Origin of the sequence: Kibdelosporangium aridum, from assembly GCF_900176515.1 — a bacterium.
Lineage (GTDB): Bacteria > Actinomycetota > Actinomycetes > Mycobacteriales > Pseudonocardiaceae > Kibdelosporangium > Kibdelosporangium aridum.
Genome location: NZ_FWXV01000012.1, coordinates 14,171 through 29,983, shown reverse-complemented (window position 1 = coordinate 29,983; position 15,813 = coordinate 14,171). Strand labels below are relative to the sequence as shown.

General features: G+C 67.1%; 18 protein-coding genes. 8 read left to right on the top strand and 10 right to left on the bottom strand.

The features are described from left to right. Positions 1-14: 14 nt before the first annotated feature. On the bottom strand, positions 15-416 hold the full coding sequence (locus tag B9C43_RS45185; protein ID WP_143447063.1) for a hypothetical protein: 402 nt from the start codon (positions 414-416) through the stop codon (positions 15-17). A gap of 141 nt (positions 417-557) precedes the next feature. On the opposite strand from B9C43_RS45185, the gene B9C43_RS45180 reads away from it, so the two are divergent. Further along, positions 558-1,520 (top strand): MucR family transcriptional regulator, encoded by a 963-nt coding sequence (locus B9C43_RS45180; RefSeq protein ID WP_084433524.1) that lies wholly within the window; start codon positions 558-560, stop codon positions 1,518-1,520. On the opposite strand, the gene B9C43_RS45175 is transcribed toward B9C43_RS45180, so the two are convergent. Continuing rightward, positions 1,489-2,001, bottom strand: a complete 513-nt coding sequence (locus tag B9C43_RS45175; RefSeq protein ID WP_084433831.1) for a PadR family transcriptional regulator — start codon at positions 1,999-2,001, stop codon at positions 1,489-1,491. The genes B9C43_RS45180 and B9C43_RS45175 overlap by 32 nt on opposite strands. 95 nt (positions 2,002-2,096) lie before the next feature. On the opposite strand from B9C43_RS45175, the gene B9C43_RS45170 reads away from it, so the two are divergent. After that, complete coding sequence (locus B9C43_RS45170) at positions 2,097-2,939, top strand: MBL fold metallo-hydrolase (RefSeq protein WP_200825994.1); 843 nt, start codon at positions 2,097-2,099, stop codon at positions 2,937-2,939. Here the strand turns inward: B9C43_RS45170 and B9C43_RS45165 are convergent. From B9C43_RS45165 to B9C43_RS45135, 7 genes are all read right to left on the bottom strand, one after another. Beyond that, a complete protein-coding gene (locus tag B9C43_RS45165) occupies positions 2,924-4,267 on the bottom strand; it encodes a DUF6297 family protein (protein WP_084433522.1) in 1,344 nt (447 codons plus the stop codon). The two genes, B9C43_RS45170 and B9C43_RS45165, sit on opposite strands and share 16 nt — an antisense overlap. Next, positions 4,267-4,890: an ABC transporter ATP-binding protein gene (locus tag B9C43_RS45160; protein WP_033388053.1), complete on the bottom strand. Its 624-nt coding sequence runs from the start codon at positions 4,888-4,890 to the stop codon at positions 4,267-4,269. The genes B9C43_RS45165 and B9C43_RS45160 overlap by 1 nt, the downstream gene beginning before the upstream one ends. A 28-nt stretch (positions 4,891-4,918) precedes the next feature. Beyond that, positions 4,919-5,881, bottom strand: a complete 963-nt coding sequence (locus B9C43_RS57915; RefSeq protein ID WP_084433521.1) for a glycine betaine ABC transporter substrate-binding protein — start codon at positions 5,879-5,881, stop codon at positions 4,919-4,921. Beyond that, positions 5,878-6,594 (bottom strand): ABC transporter permease, encoded by a 717-nt coding sequence (locus tag B9C43_RS57910; protein WP_051896676.1) that lies wholly within the window; start codon positions 6,592-6,594, stop codon positions 5,878-5,880. The genes B9C43_RS57915 and B9C43_RS57910 overlap by 4 nt, the downstream gene beginning before the upstream one ends. 32 nt (positions 6,595-6,626) lie before the next feature. Beyond that, a complete protein-coding gene (locus tag B9C43_RS45145; protein WP_084433520.1) occupies positions 6,627-7,724 on the bottom strand; it encodes an ABC transporter ATP-binding protein in 1,098 nt (365 codons plus the stop codon). Continuing rightward, positions 7,714-8,364 carry an ABC transporter permease gene (locus B9C43_RS45140; RefSeq protein WP_084433519.1) on the bottom strand — a complete coding sequence of 217 codons (651 nt, stop codon included), beginning with the start codon at positions 8,362-8,364 and terminating at the stop codon, positions 7,714-7,716. Before B9C43_RS45140 ends, B9C43_RS45145 begins: the two co-directional genes overlap by 11 nt. A gap of 333 nt (positions 8,365-8,697) precedes the next feature. Continuing rightward, positions 8,698-9,813 carry a hypothetical protein gene (locus B9C43_RS45135; RefSeq protein ID WP_084433518.1) on the bottom strand — a complete coding sequence of 372 codons (1,116 nt, stop codon included), beginning with the start codon at positions 9,811-9,813 and terminating at the stop codon, positions 8,698-8,700. Between the two features lie 82 nt (positions 9,814-9,895). Here B9C43_RS45135 and B9C43_RS45130 point away from each other — a divergent pair, with 82 nt between their 5' ends. Then, the gene (locus B9C43_RS45130; RefSeq protein WP_084433517.1) at positions 9,896-11,512 is read left to right on the top strand and encodes a hypothetical protein; all 1,617 of its coding nucleotides are present in this window, start codon (positions 9,896-9,898) and stop codon (positions 11,510-11,512) included. 81 nt (positions 11,513-11,593) lie between these two features. Continuing rightward, positions 11,594-11,818, top strand: coding sequence for a hypothetical protein (locus tag B9C43_RS45125; protein WP_033388057.1), 225 nt, complete (start codon positions 11,594-11,596; stop codon positions 11,816-11,818). A gap of 49 nt (positions 11,819-11,867) precedes the next feature. On the opposite strand, the gene B9C43_RS45120 is transcribed toward B9C43_RS45125, so the two are convergent. After that, positions 11,868-12,353, bottom strand: a complete 486-nt coding sequence (locus tag B9C43_RS45120; protein ID WP_033388045.1) for a carboxymuconolactone decarboxylase family protein — start codon at positions 12,351-12,353, stop codon at positions 11,868-11,870. Between the two features lie 184 nt (positions 12,354-12,537). Between B9C43_RS45120 and B9C43_RS45115 the strand changes: the two genes are divergently transcribed. From B9C43_RS45115 to B9C43_RS45100, 4 genes are all read left to right on the top strand, one after another. Beyond that, the gene (locus B9C43_RS45115) at positions 12,538-13,419 is read left to right on the top strand and encodes an RNA polymerase sigma-70 factor (protein ID WP_033388046.1); all 882 of its coding nucleotides are present in this window, start codon (positions 12,538-12,540) and stop codon (positions 13,417-13,419) included. Between the two features lie 102 nt (positions 13,420-13,521). Next, entirely contained in the window at positions 13,522-14,709 is a 1,188-nt protein-coding gene (locus B9C43_RS45110; RefSeq protein ID WP_033388047.1) for an LLM class flavin-dependent oxidoreductase, read from the top strand. 2 nt (positions 14,710-14,711) lie between these two features. Further along, entirely contained in the window at positions 14,712-15,149 is a 438-nt protein-coding gene (locus B9C43_RS45105; RefSeq protein ID WP_033388048.1) for a MarR family winged helix-turn-helix transcriptional regulator, read from the top strand. After that, positions 15,146-15,811, top strand: coding sequence for a CE1759 family FMN reductase (locus B9C43_RS45100; RefSeq protein ID WP_033388049.1), 666 nt, complete (start codon positions 15,146-15,148; stop codon positions 15,809-15,811). The genes B9C43_RS45105 and B9C43_RS45100 overlap by 4 nt, the downstream gene beginning before the upstream one ends. Positions 15,812-15,813: the final 2 nt, after the last annotated feature.

Below are 15,813 nucleotides of genomic sequence, written 5' to 3'. Positions count from 1 at the left end.
GACCGGAGCCACAGCTACTTGGCCAGGCTCGACAGCACCCACTCGAGGTTGACCGGCGCGGCGACGCCCAGTTCGAGCGTGGCGGCCGGCGACTTCACCGTGACGATGTCGCACGTCGGGTTGATCTTGATGATTTCGATGCCCCGCGTCCCGCGTCGAGTGGTCATGTCGACCGCGACGATCTCGGCGGTCACCGGCTTACGGCGCAGGAACCGCACGCCACCAACCGTGCTCACCATCTCCAAGCTGCCGGGCGACAGGGTGGCCACGCCGGTGAGCCACGATTTGCGCAGCCCGGGCACCTCGCCCTCCAGGACCCGCAGGGCCAACTCGACCTTGTTCTGGTCGGACAGCCAGAGAGCCCGGTGCGCCTGTACCTCGTCGCCGACCACGCTGCCCATCAGCGCTCCGGTCACCCCTCGTACCAGCTCTTCGAACAACGTTCGCCCCGCTTCCTCGGTATGCGGGGAGTGTATTCGGTCAGTCTCTGATCATCCGTTGACTTCCGCCGCCGCTCAGCTAGTCTCAGTGTGACTAGCTGACTCGGGAGGTGGTTTGTGGCTGTCGGCACCGTCGAGCGTGAGGGCGACCGCGTGCAGTGTCACCTGTGTGAACGCTGGTTCAAGTCGGTCACCGCGCACCTGTCGTCGCACGGGTGGGACCACATCGCGTACCGCGAGGCGTTCGGCCTGGAACGGGGTGCCTCGCTGGAAGGTGACGCGACGCGGAAACGTCGGGCGGCCTTGATGCGCAAGCGACGGGTGCTGGACCCGGCGATCAGACAGGGCGTGCAGCACGGCATCGAGATGGCCCGGTCGGGCCTGCTTGCCAAGGCAGCCGCCGAGGCGGCACGCGGGAAGCCGCAGCCGGAACAACGCAAGCGCAAAACCCTGCGGACCTTGGCGCAGATCGGGCCGGAGGCACGCGCCGAAGGCCGACGGCGTCAAGGTACCGAGCAGTTACGACGGACCGCTGCCGAGGCGGCGGCGAGCTTGGGCTTCGAGAGCATCGGCGCGTTGGTGCGTGACCGGGTCGGGCAAGGCGTGAGCCTGGCCGCGATCAGCCGGGAAGCCGGTCTGCACAAGGACTGGCTGTCCCGGAAACTGGCCATTGTGGACCCACAGGCCGCCGGCTTCGCCGCGCGGGCCGATCGCCGATGGGACGCGCCATGGCTGCCGGTGGTCGGTGAGCTCGGCTTCGCGGACGTGGCGGACTACTTGACCGACAGGCACTTTGTGCGGCACGAAACCGTGTGGGCCATCGCCGCGGAGACCGGCTTTTCCCGCAGGGCCGTGGAGTCAGCCTTGGCACGGCATGGGTTGGCCAGGCGCCCGCATGCCCGTAAACGCAACGCCTTGCGGCAACGAGCCGACGAGGTCGCCGACCGATTCGGGTTTGCCGACATCGCCGCCTATCTCGCCGACCGTCGGGCCGCGGGGTGGAGCTGGCAGGCCATCGCGCGGGAAGCCGGCCAGCCACAGACCTGGATCAGGCGCCGGGCCCGGGAAGCAGGTCTGTGACGAAGCCAAGAGCCGCGCTGGCATTGGTGTACCGCCACGCCGCGAGCACCCCGTCGAACCCTTCCTGACGCTCCTTGGCCAAAGCCGCGACGATCGGTTCGAGCACATCCTGTTGCCGCCGCAGCAAAGGCGTGGGATCGATGCCCCGCAGATCCAGCAGCGCCAGCTTGACCAGCAGATGCGACCGCATGTCGCGGACATGCCGGACCGGCTCGGTGAGCCACTCGTCCACAGCGTCCGCGCCCGCGGGGGTCAACTCGTAGATCGTCCGCTGCGGCCCAGGCCCGGACTCGACTGTCAACGGCCGGATCAACTGCGCCGCCTCGAGCCGGTCGAGCGCCCGGTAGATCACCGGCCGCGCGATCTGCCAGACCCGCCCGACAGGCCCGTCCACGGCCGTGCTCGCGGCGATGGCGAAGCCGTGCCGTGGCTGCTCACGCAGCAACGCCAAAACGGTCCACTCCGGCAACGCCCAATTCATGCCTTGCAGGGTACGGTCGAGGTGCTGGAGTCGCCGCGCAAGGGGAGTGCAAGGACGAGATCGGGCGGTTGAACGCGCAGTCGGCCATTCGAACGGTGGAAGTCGACGACGTGCGCGTCACCTACGTCGTCGACGGTGCGTTGGAGATCCGGCCGGAGGCGTCCTTCCCGGCTTTGCCCGCGGAGTACTGGCAGGACAACCCGGACGCGCTGACCGGCACCGGGTTCGTCGCGATGACCGCGGGTGGATTGCTCGTGGAACGGGCCGGGCATCGGCTGCTCATCGACGCGGGTTACGGGCCAGTCCAGTCCAAGAGCGCGTTCGCCACGATCAAGTGCGGGGCGTTGCTCGAATCGCTGGCCTATCTCGGCGTCGCGGCCGACGACATCGACGTGTTCGCGTTGACGCATCTGCACATCGATCACACTGGGTGGGCCTTTGTGGACAGTCAGCCGACGTTCCCGTCCGCGGTTTACCGTGTGGCGGAACAGGAATGGGGTGACGAGGTCCGCACGATCGGCACCCCCGCGCCCGAAGTGATCAGCGCGTTCGACGCAGTGAAGTCGACCTTCAGCGACGGTGACGAGGTCGCTCCGGGCGTCTTCGCGATCGTCACACCAGGGCACACCGCGGGCCACACCACGTACCGCATCACAACCTCCGCGGGGCGCGGCATCATCGCGTTCGGCGATGCCTTTCACATCCCGGCGCAGATCAGCCACCCTGAATGGCCGTCGGCGGCGGACGCCGACATCACGAACGTGCTGAAGGTACGCACTCAGCTTCTCGGCGAACTCGAGCAGCCGGACACGATCGGCTTCGGGACACACTTCGGCGACCAGGTGTTCGGCCGAGTCGTCCGTGATGCTGAGGATGTTCCTGTCTGGCAACCGGTTCCGTCGATCGTTCGCGGGCGGGTGAGTCAGGCGTACAGCTGAACCGCGGCAAGCAACAGCAACAGCAGCGGGCCCCGGAACAGTTGCCGGAGCAGGTCCGGCTGGAGCATTCCGAACGGCGTGTCCACCGCGGCACCGGAGTAGTCGAAAGACGGCTGCGTCGCGCGGCGATATGCGAATCCGACAGCCCCGATGGGGACGATCACCGATGCGAGCGCGAAGCCTGTGGCGGGGCTCGTCAGAAGTGTCCATGCGACGGCCATCGCGGACGGCACCACGAGGTGGATCAGGTGCAGTCCTGCGTCGCTGCCGCCGAGGTTCCGTCGCAGTGACGCTGACCTGCAGATAGTGCGGAGGCCGCTGGCGAATGGGGCGACCGCGATCGTGCACATCACCAACTGGACCGTGGGTACGAATGCTGCCGGGATCAGCCGGTCGGCGGCGTACGGCGTGAGCAACAGCCCTGCCCAGACGTAACACGCCGCCCGGTTGCGGAACACTCGGCGGATGTCAGCGAACAACATTGCCGCGTAACGGGTTCCGGGCAACGGCCGACTGGTGACCCGGCCGATCCTGCGCCACTTGCGGGATGCCGCGATGCCGGTGAAGAGCCCGGGGTCGAACCAGCTCACCGCGACCCGGGTCGCGGTGAGCATGTCCGCGCCGCCCGTCAGCGCGGCCCGATCGAGCGTGTCGAGCGCTTGGTAGGCACGGATCACGGCGAAGATCGGCGGGATCACGACCGCGGCCACCACCACAGGAAGCTCGACGACCGGAGGCGTCGCGAACACCGCCGAGCCGGCCGTCAGCACACCGGTCACGGTGAGCACAGTGGACAGACGGCCGCCGTCCCTTCCGCTCTGCTGAAGCAGAACACAGACCGCCACCAGTCCCGCGGCCATCCCGGCGCCGATCGACGTGCTCAGCAGTTTGCCCGCCATATCGGCCCGCAGCAGAGCCGAGGACGCCAGGCCCAGCAGGCCGCCGATGAGCGTGGCGATCACGGCCATCCACCAGAACCTGCGGCTCAGCAACGATCGGCGGTTCAGCGGCGTGGACAGCAACCAGAACTGGAACGGCCCACCGGCGACGACCGGACCGAACACCAGCAGCGCACGGATCAGCAACCCGAGCCCAAGCACCGCGCAGCCGATGAAAAGCCATTGCGCGACCGGCAGATTGGTCAGAACGGGCCCGACCGGCGGCGCCGCGATCATCCGCCGGACGGCCTGCACCAGGATCCCGCCGTAGATCAGGATTCCGAGCATGACCATGTAGATCTTGTCGTTGCGCGCCCGCCGGGCCTGCACGGGCCGCGACCGCAGCCGTGCCGCACGCAGTTCCGCGCGGATCGCCCGGACCGTCGTCATCAGCCCAGCTCGATCCGCACGTCCGCGACCGCGTCCACCAACTGCGGATCGTGCGAGGCCAACAGGATCGCGCATCCCGCGGCCTTCTCGTCCTGCAGCTTCTCCGCCAGCCACGCCCGGCCTGCCACGTCCAGCCGCTGCTCCGGTTCGTCGAGGACCAACAGCCTGCGCGGACGGACAAGGCACGCGCCAAGCGTGAACCGCCTGCGCTGCCCACTGGACAGGGTGACGGGCAGTTGGTCGCGTTGGTCAACGAGATCCAGTTCGGACAGCACCTCCTCGACGACTTCGCCAGGGTCCGCCACCCCGTGTGCCCTGGCCAGCAGTTCCAGGTGCTCGACAACGGACAGCTCAGCGAAGAAGTCCGCGTCGTCCAGCGCGCACGCCATCGCGGCGCGCACCTTGGGGTCGCTCTCCACCAGCCGCTCGCCGTCGAGCAGGACGTCACCGTCGTCCGGAATGTCCGCGCCGACCACACAGCGCAGCAACGTGGTCTTGCCGGAACCGTTCGGCCCGGTCAACGCCGCCGCACGTCCACTGTGGAGGTCGAACGACACGGCGTCGAGCACCACCAGGTCGTTGAACTGGCGGGTCAGCGCATGGACTTCGAGCAGTGGCCGCACTCCGCCAACGGTACCGTGGACGGCCTGTTCACCGTTGCGTCACGAAGCCCTCACGGACCAGCCAGTCCCGGGCCACCACGGCCGGGTCACGGCCGTCGACGTCGACTTCGGCGTTGAGCTTTCGCATGGTGTCGTTGTCGAGCTTGGCCAGTATCGGTGCCATCACCTGAGCGACCTGGGGATGGGCTTCGTTGAAGTCCTTGCGCAGCGTGATCGTGGCGTTGTACTGCGGGAAGAACTTCTTGTCGTCCTCGAGGACCACCAGGTTCAGTGCCAGAATCCGGCCGTCGGTGGTGAACACCTCGCCGAAGTTGCAGTTCCCACCGGCTGTCGCGGTGTAGATGGTGCCGGTCCCGAAGACCTTGACCTGCACCGTGCGCGGGTCGAAGTCGTACGCCTTGGCCACGCCGGGGAAGCCGTCCTGGCGGCTGACGAACTCGGTCTCCAGGCAGAAGATCCCCTTCGCCGGGTCCTTCTTGATCAACTCGACCATGTCGCTGGTGGTCTTGAGATCGTTGGCCTTGGCGAACTCCTGGGTGACGGCGAAGGCGTACGTGTTGTTCACCGCCGAATAGGGCAGCCACACGATGCCGTTCTTGGCCAGATCGGCGTCCCTGACCGCCTCGTACTGTCCGCGCTCGTCCGGGATCGGGGTGGTGTTGGCCAGATACGAGATCCAGCCTGTCCCGGTGTAGTCCCACGACAGGTCGATGTCGCCGGTCAACAGGGCTTGCCTGGCGCTGTTGGACCCCTGGATGTTGGTCATGTCACGGACATCCGCGCCCGCCGCGGTCAACGCGACTTCGGCGATGTAGCCGAAGACATGGCTCTCGGTGAAGTCCTTCGAGCCGACCGCGACGTCCACACCGGACAGTTCTGGGACCGGCTTGATCGAGCCCGGCCCGACTTCGAACGGCAGCGTGTACGTGGTCTCCAGGCCGCATCCGGCGAGCAGTCCGGCCGTGGCCGCCAACGCGGCAAGGCGTTTCACCGCAACCCCTTCGGTCCGAGGTACCTCTCCGCGACCGTGCCGAGCCAGTCCACCAGCAACGCCAGTGCGACGGCCAGGACAGCGCCGGTGATGAGCACCGTGAGCCGCGACAGCTTGTATCCGGTGTCGATCAGCAGCCCGAGCCCGCCGCCGTTGACGAACACCGCGAGCGTCGCCACACCGACCGCGTGCACAAGTGATGTCCGTGCACCAGCGAGGATGAGCGGAATCGCCAGCGGCAACTCGATTCTGCGGAGGACCGCGAACGCGGACATCCCGATGCCCCTGCCCGCGTCGACCAACGCGCTGTCGACCTGCTGCAGACCGACCATTGTGTTGCGCAGCACCGGAAGCAGCGAGTAGAACGTGATCGGGATGACCGCCGCCCACAGGCCTTCCCACCCGGACAGCAGGAAGAACAGCACGAGAATGCCGATCGACGGCGAAGCCTGCCCGATGGTGGCGATCCCTAGGAACACCGGTGCCGCGGGACGAGCCCACTGCCTGGTCAGCACGATCCCGAGCGGCACCGCGATGACTATCACCAGCGCTGTCACGACAAAGCTGATGACCAGGTGGTCCCATACCGCGTCCAGCAGGACCGGTCCGTTGATGTTCTGCCGTTCGATCGCGTCCAGGTCCCGCGTGAACGCCCACGCGAGTACGGCCGTGACCAGCACGACGACCGCGATCGGCTGGGCGAACATCCGCATGACGGTCGCCCGCTTGGTCTCCACCGCGGCTGTCACACCGTCTCCCGCAGTTCGCGAACGGCCGCCATGACGGTGTCGATCTCCACCAGCCCCACGTACTCGCCGCGTCCTCCGGTGACCACAGCATTGCCGCCCTCGGTCAGGATCGCTTCCAAAGCGTCCTGCAGAGTCGACTCGTTCGACACCATGTCCCGGATCGGCCGCCGCACTTGCGGTTCACGCACGTGCACCCACGCAACCGGGCGTCGGCGCGGATCCAGGACCAGCGCGAAACTCTTGCCCGCCTCCCGCAGGCGGCGCCGGATCTCGCCAGGTTCGTCCTGAGTGGACACGATGACATGGGCTTGGGTCAGCTCGACATCCCGGACTCGCCGCAACGTCAACTGCTTCAGCGACGCGCCTGCCCCGACAAATCCCGCGACCGTGTCGTCGGCCGGGTTTGCCAGCACTGCCTCGGGTGTGTCGTACTGCAGGATCTTGGACTGGTTGCCGAGTACGGCGATCCGGTCGCCGAGCTTGACCGCTTCGTCGAAGTCGTGCGTGACGAACACGATTGTCTTGCGCAGCTCGGCCTGCAGCCGCATCAGTTCGTCCTGCAGGTTGCCCCGGGTGATCGGGTCGACCGCGCCGAACGGCTCGTCCATCAGCAGAACCGGGGGATCGGCGGCCAACGCCCGCGCCACACCGACTCGTTGCTGCTGCCCACCGGACAGCTCACGCGGGTAGCGGTCACGGAACTCGGCCGGGTCGAGCCCGACGAGATCGAGCATCTCCTCGACGCGGCCGGTGATCTTCTTGCGGTCCCAGCCCAGCAGGCCCGGCACGACACTGACGTTCTGGGCGACCGTCATGTGCGGGAACAACCCGGCTTGCTGGATGGCGTAACCGATGGTGCGCCGCAGCTTGTCCGGGTCGAGGGTGGACGTGTCCTCGCCGCCGATGGTGATCCGGCCGGACGTGGGCTCGATCAGCCGGTTGATCATGCGCATGGTGGTGGTCTTGCCGCAGCCGGACGGCCCGACGAAGACCACGATCTCCCCCGCGGGGATGGTGATCGAGAAGGCGTCGACCGCGGGTGGGCGGCGGCCGTAGCGCTTGGTCACCTCGGTCAACTGGATCTCACTGGCCACGGATCCCCCTTGCAGTCGTGTAGCGGCCGATCAGCACGAAGATGCCGTCCAGCACCAGTGCGAGGATCACGATGCCGACCGTGCCCGCGATCGCCTGGTTGGTGGCGTTGGCACTGCCCGCTCTGGTCAGCCCGGCGAAGATCTCCACACCGAGCCCGGGTCCACGGGCATAGGCCGCGATCGCGGCGATCCCCATCAGCATCTGCGTGGACACACGCATGCCCGCGAGAATGGCCGGCCACGCCAGCCGCAGTTCGATCCGCGTGAGCACACCGAACCGATTCATCCCGATGCCACGGGCGGCGTCGGTGATCGCACCGTCCACACCGGCCAGCCCGACAATGGTGTTGCGCACGATGGGCAACAGTCCGTAGAGGACCAGAGCGGCGACGGTCGGCGGCGCGCCGAGCCCGAGGACGGGAATCAGCAGGCCCAGCAGCGCGAACGACGGAATGGTGAGGATCGCGCTGGTGAGAGCGGTCGCGATGGTCGAACCGGCCGGGCTGCGGTACACGGCGATCCCGACGGTGACGCCGACCAATGCGGCCAGGATGGTGCACTGGATGACCGCGCTGACGTGCAGCAGTGATTCACTGAGCAGCCTGCTCCAGCGGTCCTGCACGAAGTCCCAGAAGCTCACGGCCCTCCCCCGGTCGAACAATGACACCGGAAGGTGCCCACTGCCCGGCCGGGCTAAACCACCCTGGTCCAAAGAGGAGGACACAGCGGGCTGGAAATCGCGGTCCACCTGGCAATGACTGTGCCCATCGGGCGCGCCAACGGCATCTTGGCGCGTGAAGAGCGCACAATCGGGCGGAGTGCGGTTCATCGTGCGCATTTCGGCCTCGACATCGCCGCTCCACTGAGGACAGCGTGGAGATTCCTTTTATTTCCAAGGAGAGCACTTGTGCACGCAGCCCGCGAAGGTGGCCCCGCAGTTGGAATCGCCCCACCGTGGTACGGACCGTGGGCCTCAGTCGGCGACGAGGTACCAGGGCTGACCGTGTTCCTTGGTGATGGCGATGACCAGGCGGCCGGAGACGTGAGCGGATACGCCGTCGTCCTCGAACTGGCTGGAAGGACGCAGCCGTGCGTTGATCTCGGTTGAGATCGGGCCTTCGAGCACGCCGAGCAAGAACGAGCCTGTAGACGTGCCGAGCAGGTCGAGAGCGGCCCAGGTGCCGCGCATGCGTTGCCCGCCGACGCGGATGTCTGGGTCGGGCGCGGTTGCGTACAGCTGGTCGGCGATGTCGCCGACGCGTTGAGAGATCCTGAGGGTGAGTTCACGGGCCGAGCTGCGGTCGAGGTCCCTGGTGCCGCCGCGGCGCGCTGGGGTGACGGGTGGTGGTTCGGGTTGCCGCGCCGGTGCGTCGAGTTGGTCCTGATCGAACAGATCCGTCTGGGTTGGCATGGGCGACGGCAGTGGCTGACCGATCGGCCCCAGCATCCCGGGCAACCGCCCTGACCTCGTGAACAGGTCGACGGTCATGCCCAGGCCGGTCGCGTACGCCCACGACATGGCCAGCGGGTGCGTGCCGTGGTGATGTGACCATGGCAGCAGGCTGTTCAGGCGGTCACGTTGCTGTGCAGTCACGCGCGTCGGCGGCGCTTCGGAGCGGCCGCGTGCCTCACCGGCCAAGGTCAGGCCGGGCCGGTCGAACAGCAGGTCAGGGCGGTTCTTAGTGGCGCTGACCTGCCCGGCGAGTGCTGTCGGCAAGGCGTCGATATGGGCGGCCGGGTCCTGCCATTGGTACGCGGCCTGCACGGTCGCCGTGAGCATGCCGAGGCCGATGGACTCGCTCACGAACCTGCGGATGTGCGCGGCGCTGGCCCTGAACGGCTCGTCACGCAGTCGTAGGGGATTGCCGTCCAGGTAGCACAGCACCAGGCGGAGCTCGTGCTGACGGGTTTCGTATCTGACCGGGCCGCTCGCGGGCACCGCAAGGGCGTTCACGCTGATCGCGTAGCTCAGATCGATGGGCAGCAGACGGTCCGCCGCGACCCGGTGGATGCCGTCCACCTCGGGGTACGGATCGACGTACCCGGGCCGTTCGGTCCAGGCGAACTGCCGCAAGGTGATCCAGGCCACCCCCGCAGATTAGCCGGGAGAAGAAAACCGCAAGACCCGTCGGGTGCAATGAACCGTCCACTGTGGCGGAGGAGGCTGCTCGATGCGGGTGTGGGTTGTGCTGTTCGTGCTGGTCGCTGGGCTTTTGGCGGGCTGTGACGACGAACCTGAACAGACCCCCAAGGTGCAGACCACGGCTCAGCCCGACAAAGCCGACCCCGCCATGGCCGAGCGCTTCGCGCCGCTGGTGTTCCTGGCCCAGGGTGAATCGAACCTGCCGATGGACGCCACGACCTACGCGCAGAAGTCCTCGCTGTGGTTCGCCAACGACGCGTACTGCGAAGACGCTGGGGTCGCCGACCGGGTCGAGCCGCGGCGGCTGGGCAAGGGCCCGGACGTCTACAAGTCCGGCGGGTGCTCGATGACCGAGTCCATGTCGGTGACCGATGCGAAGTTCCCCGAGCGCACCGGGTTCTACCTGCGGCCCAACAACGACGCGCGCAAAGGCGAGGGCGCGTCCGCGCCCGCGTACTGGGAGTACCACGAGCACGAAGGCAAGGCGGCCTACGTGTACTGGTTCTTCTACGGCCACAACAGCGCTCTCAACGTGCACGACGGGGACTGGGAGCGGATCGCGGTGCACGTCGACGGGGACAAACCGAAGGCTGTGACCTTCTACGGACACGGCCGTCCACCGTGTGTCATGCCGTGGCAGGACCAGCAGCTGGCCAAGACCGGCGACCACCCCCAGATCTACTCGGCCAAGGGGTCGCACGCGTCCTACCCGAACACCGCCAACATCGCGCTGGACAAGCGGTCCGCGGGGACTCAGTGGAACACGTGGGAACGGCTGCGCCCAGTCGGCGAGGAACCGTGGTTCGGGTATCGCGGCTGGTGGGGTGACCAGAGCTGGGTGCCTGTTCCCGGGTTCGACGGCCCCATTGGCCCGTACCCCCAGCGGACGCTCAACGTGTTCACCGACGAGCCGTGTGACGAGTCGAAGTCCACGATCACCGCGCAGCTCCCGCAGGCCTTCGAAGGGCGGTGGGAGACGAAGGAACCGGCGACCCAGAAGCCCGCGGCGACGCCGTATCACATGCGCGTCAGCCTGGCGAAGGACAAGAGCACGGTCCGCTACCGCACGACGTGGACCGAGCCGAACCCGAAGCTGGAATGCGACGGCACGTGGTCGGTCACGGCCGCGACCGACCAGTACGCCGAGTTGCACGAGCAGATCACAGGCAAGGCAGCCGGGAACTGTGTCACGGAAGGAACTGTCACGCTGACCCGTGACGGTGACGCGCTGAAAGCGAACTACCGCAGCGGTTCCTTCAAGATGACGGCGAAGCTGTACAAGCGAACCCAGGCTGACGACACCAAAGCCGGCGCGTTGGAACGCTTCGAGCAATACCTGCACGCGGTGGGCAACGAGGACCTCGACACTGTCTGTGAGATCGCCGGACCCGGCGCCAAGAAAGCCGAGCAGCAGGGCTTCGGCACGTGCAGGCAGACGATGCCGGTGATGTTCGGGATGATCTCGCCCGCGCAGAAGAAGGCCCTGCAGACTGCCACAGTGGACCCGAGCCAGGTGACCGAGAAGCCGGGAACGGTCGAGGTGCCCGCGAAAGCCATCCGTGCGGGCAGCGTCAAGTTCACGTCGTCCAACCTCGGCGACTACACGCTGACGTTCATGAACGGGCAGTGGTTCATCACGGACTGACCGGCACGCGATAGTCCACAGTGGAGGGTCGGTAGGATTGCCTCGTTCTGCTCGACGGTCCCCACTGATAGGAGCATGACCATGGCAGTCTCCGCCGACCTGGCGAAGCAGCTCGACAAGGCGTACGAGGACAAGAGCGTCGCGGAGGTGCTGGACGCGCCCGTCGCCGCACTGTCCGGCGTGAGTGAAGGTGATGCGGAGAAGCTGGACGCGGCCTTCGGCATCAAGACCGTGCGCGACCTCGGCACCAACAAGTACTTCCGGCTCGCCGCGGCGCTCACCGAAATCGACGCCGCCGCCAAGTGAACAGGCGATGAAGAATGCCCGGGGAAAAGTCCCCGGGCATTCTCGGTTTTCAGTCCTTGTAGCTGTCGAACATGCCCGGCTCGTAGGAACCCGCCGGGGTCCGCGCGATCACGTTCATCCGGTTGGCCGCGTTGATCAGGCCGACCAGGCACACCAGTGCGGCGATCTGGTCGTCGTCGTAGTGCTTGCGCACCTGGGCCCATGTCTCGTCCGACACGCCCTGGTGGGTGTCGGCGAGCCGGGTGCCTTCCTCGGTGAACGCCAGCGCGGCCCGCTCCGCCTCAGTGAACACGGTCGCCTCGCGCCACGCGGCGACCAGATTGAGCCGGACCGCGGATTCCCCAGCCGCTGTCGCGTCCTTGGTGTGCATGTCGGTGCAGAAGCCGCAGCCGTTGATCTGGCTGGCGCGCAACGACACCAGTTCCTGCGTCGGCTTCGGCAGCGGCGACTGCGTGATCACCGTGCTGGCGTTGGCGAACCGCTTGCCGAACTTGCCCGCGAGCTCGTTGGCCATCAGGTTGAATCGAGCTTCCATGATCTCGTCCTCACTTCGTGCTGCACTGGGTCGAATGTTTTGGGTCGAATGTTTTGGGTCGAACACCAGATGCCGCCCGCCCGCATCCTGTGACAGCCCGGTGAAGTGACGTGGACCACATGGCTGCCGAGTCACAAAACCGGCTCGGCCGGCGTCTGGTGGGCGAGGAGAGAGGAGCAGGCCCATGCCGGACCCCGCGACCGAGGCCTTCGTGACCCATCGCAACCTGCTGTTCACGGTTGCCTACGAGATGCTCGGCTCGGCGGCCGACGCCGAGGACGTCCTGCAGGAGACCTGGCTGCGCTGGGTGGGCGTGGATCTGGACACCGTGCGGGACAATCGCGCCTACCTGGTCCGGATCACCACCCGCCAGGCGCTCACCCGGCTGCGCACGCTGGGTCGCCGTAAGGAGTCCTACGTCGGTCCCTGGCTGCCTGAGCCGTTGCTGACCTCGCCGGACGTGGCCGAGGACATCGAGTTGGCCGACAGCGTCTCGATGGCGATGATGCTGGTCCTCGAAACGCTCACACCGACCGAGCGCGCGGTGTTCGTGCTGCGTGACGTGTTCGACTTCGACTACGACGAGATCGCCGAAGCCGTCGGCAAGACCACGGCCGCGGTCCGCCAGATCGCCCACCGCGCACGGGGTCACGTCGCCGCGCGCCGCCCGCGCGGGGGCGCTTCCCCCAAGGACGCCCAAGGCGCGATGGACGCGTTCCAGCGGGCGCTGGAGACCGGCGACTTGCAGCAGCTGTTCGACATCCTCGCGCCTGACGTCGTGATGATGGGTGACGGCGGCGGTATCAAGCAGGCTGTGCTGCGGCCGATTGTCGGAGCCGAGCGCGTCGCGCGGCTGCTGGCCGTCGGGCTCGACCGCGTCGGCGCGGTGCTGACCTTGGAGCCGGTGCAGGTCAACGGCTATCCAGCGCTGATCTTCCGGCTGAACGGCGAGCTGGACAGCGTAGTGGCGCTGCGGATCGACGACGGCCAGATCACTGGCCTCTACGCCGTGCGCAACCCGGAGAAGCTCTCCCACATGGAGCATGTGACGCCCCTGTGCCGCTGATCACGGCGGGAATTTGCCGAGGCAAGTACCTGTTCAACTGCATGCAAATGCATATACTTGGCGCGCTGGCGATGCCAGGAGCGGCGAAGATGTGGAGGAGTCATGCAGTTCGGAGTGTTCTCGGTCAGCGACATCACGCGGGACCCGGTGTCGGGCGAGACCCCGAGCGAGGCGGAGCGGATCGACGCCATCGTGCGGATCGCCCAGAAGACCGAGGAGGTCGGGCTCGATGTGTTCGCCATCGGTGAGCACCACAACCCGCCGTTCTTCTCGTCGTCGCCGACGACCTTGCTCTCGTACATCGCGGCGACGACCAAGCGGCTGGTGGTGACCACCGCGACCACGCTGATCACGACCAACGACCCGGTGCGCATCGCCGAGGAGTACGCGATGCTCCAGCACCTGTCGAAGGGCCGCGTCGACCTGATGCTCGGCCGTGGCAACACCGCGCCGGTGTACCCGTGGTTCGGCCAGGACATCCGCAACGGCCTGCCGTTGGCGCTGGAGAACTACAACCTGCTGCACCGGTTGTGGCGGGAGGACGTGGTCGACTTCGAAGGCAAGTTCCGCACGCCGCTGCAGGGCTTCACCTCGGTCCCGCGCCCGCTGGACGACGTGCCGCCGTTCGTCTGGCACGGCTCGATCCGGACCCCGGAGATCGCCGAGCAGGCCGCGTTCTACGGCAACGGCTTCTTCGCCAACAACATCTTCTGGCCCAAGGAGCACTACATCCGGCTGATCAACTTCTACCGGCAGCGCTACGCGCACTACGGCCACGGCACCGAGAAGCAGGCCATCGTCGGCCTCGGTGGCCAGGCGTTCATCGCCAAGAACTCGCAGGACGCGGTCAAGCAGTTCCGTCCTTACTTCAACGAGGCCCCGGTCTACGGCCACGGCCCGACGATGGAGGACTTCATGCGGATGACGCCGCTGTCGGTGGGCAGCCCGCAGGAGGTCATCGACAAGACGCTGACCTTCCGCGAGTACTTCGGCGACTACCAGCGCCAGCTGTGGCTGATGGACCACGCGGGCCTGCCGCTGGGCACCGTGCTCGACCAGCTCGAGCTGCTCGGTGGCGAGGTCGTGCCGGTGCTGCGCAAGGAACTGGAAGCCAAGCGTGACCCGGAGGTGCCGGACGCGCCGACGCACCAGAGCCTGGTGAAGGCGAAGTACGGCGACAACCCGCCGCGCCAGCCGCGTCCGAACGCCAACCGCGGCGACAACGTCACCGGCGCGTCGCCCTACCAGGACAGCGACCCGGCTCTCGAGGCCAGCTACCCGGCGCTGTGACCATGGCTGGGAGCACGAACAAGACCGCCAACGCCGCGTGGGAGGCCCTGATGACCGCCTACGCGACGTTGATGCGGGACTTCGCCGCACAGGACATCTGGCAGGAGGCGTCGATGCGCGAGTACGACGTGCTCTACTCGTTGTCCAAGTGCCCCGAGCCCCTGCGGATCGGCGAGCTGCACAAGCACCTCCTGCTCAGCCAACCTGCTCTGTCACGGATGGTGGACAGGCTGGTCCAGCGCGGGTTCGTCGAGCGGTTGGCCGCTCCGGAAGACGGCCGCGGCGTACGCCTGGCGCTGACGGACACCGGACGCAAAGTGCAGCAGGACATCGGCCGCAAGCACGCTCGTGACGTCGCCCGCGCGGTCACCGCGCGGGTCAACGCCGAGGAACTCAGGCAACTTGAAGCAATCTGCAAGAAACTGGCAGGGGAGTCATGAGCACTTTCAAGGTGGTCGCTGTTTCCGCCGGAACAAGCGACCCGTCGTCGACGCGGTTGCTGGCTGACCGTGTCGCCCAGCGCGTCGACGCGTTGGCGGGCGAGCGCGAGCACGAGGTGCAGCTCCAGGTCATCGACTTGCGCGAGCTGGCCACGGAAATCACCACCGCGCTGGTGTCGCAGCTGACCGGACCTCGCTTGACCAAAGCGATCGAAGCGCTCGGCGAGGCCGACGGCCTGATCGTCAGCACGCCGGTCTACAAGGCCGGGGCAAGTGGCCTGTTCACGTCGTTCTTCCAGATCCTGGACAACGACCTGCTCATCGCCAAGCCGATCGTGCTGGCGGCCACGGCCGGAACCGCGCGGCACGCGTTGGTCGTGGACGAGCAGTTGCGCGGGTTGTTCGCGTTCATGCGGACCACGGCCGTCCCGACCTCGCTGTTCGCGTCCACTGAGGACTGGGGTGACCCCGCGCTGACCAAGCGCATCGACCGCGCCGCCTTCGAATTGTTGCTGCTGATGGAAAGCGGCTTCGCCAAGCAGGTCAGGGGCGAGTCGTGGCAGAACTACCAGCACGAGTTCGGCAGCGCGGGCGGCACGGAGCTGTCCATCGACCTCGACTCGGACCTGATGCGCCTGGCCACGGGTGGGTCGGCCAAGTAGGT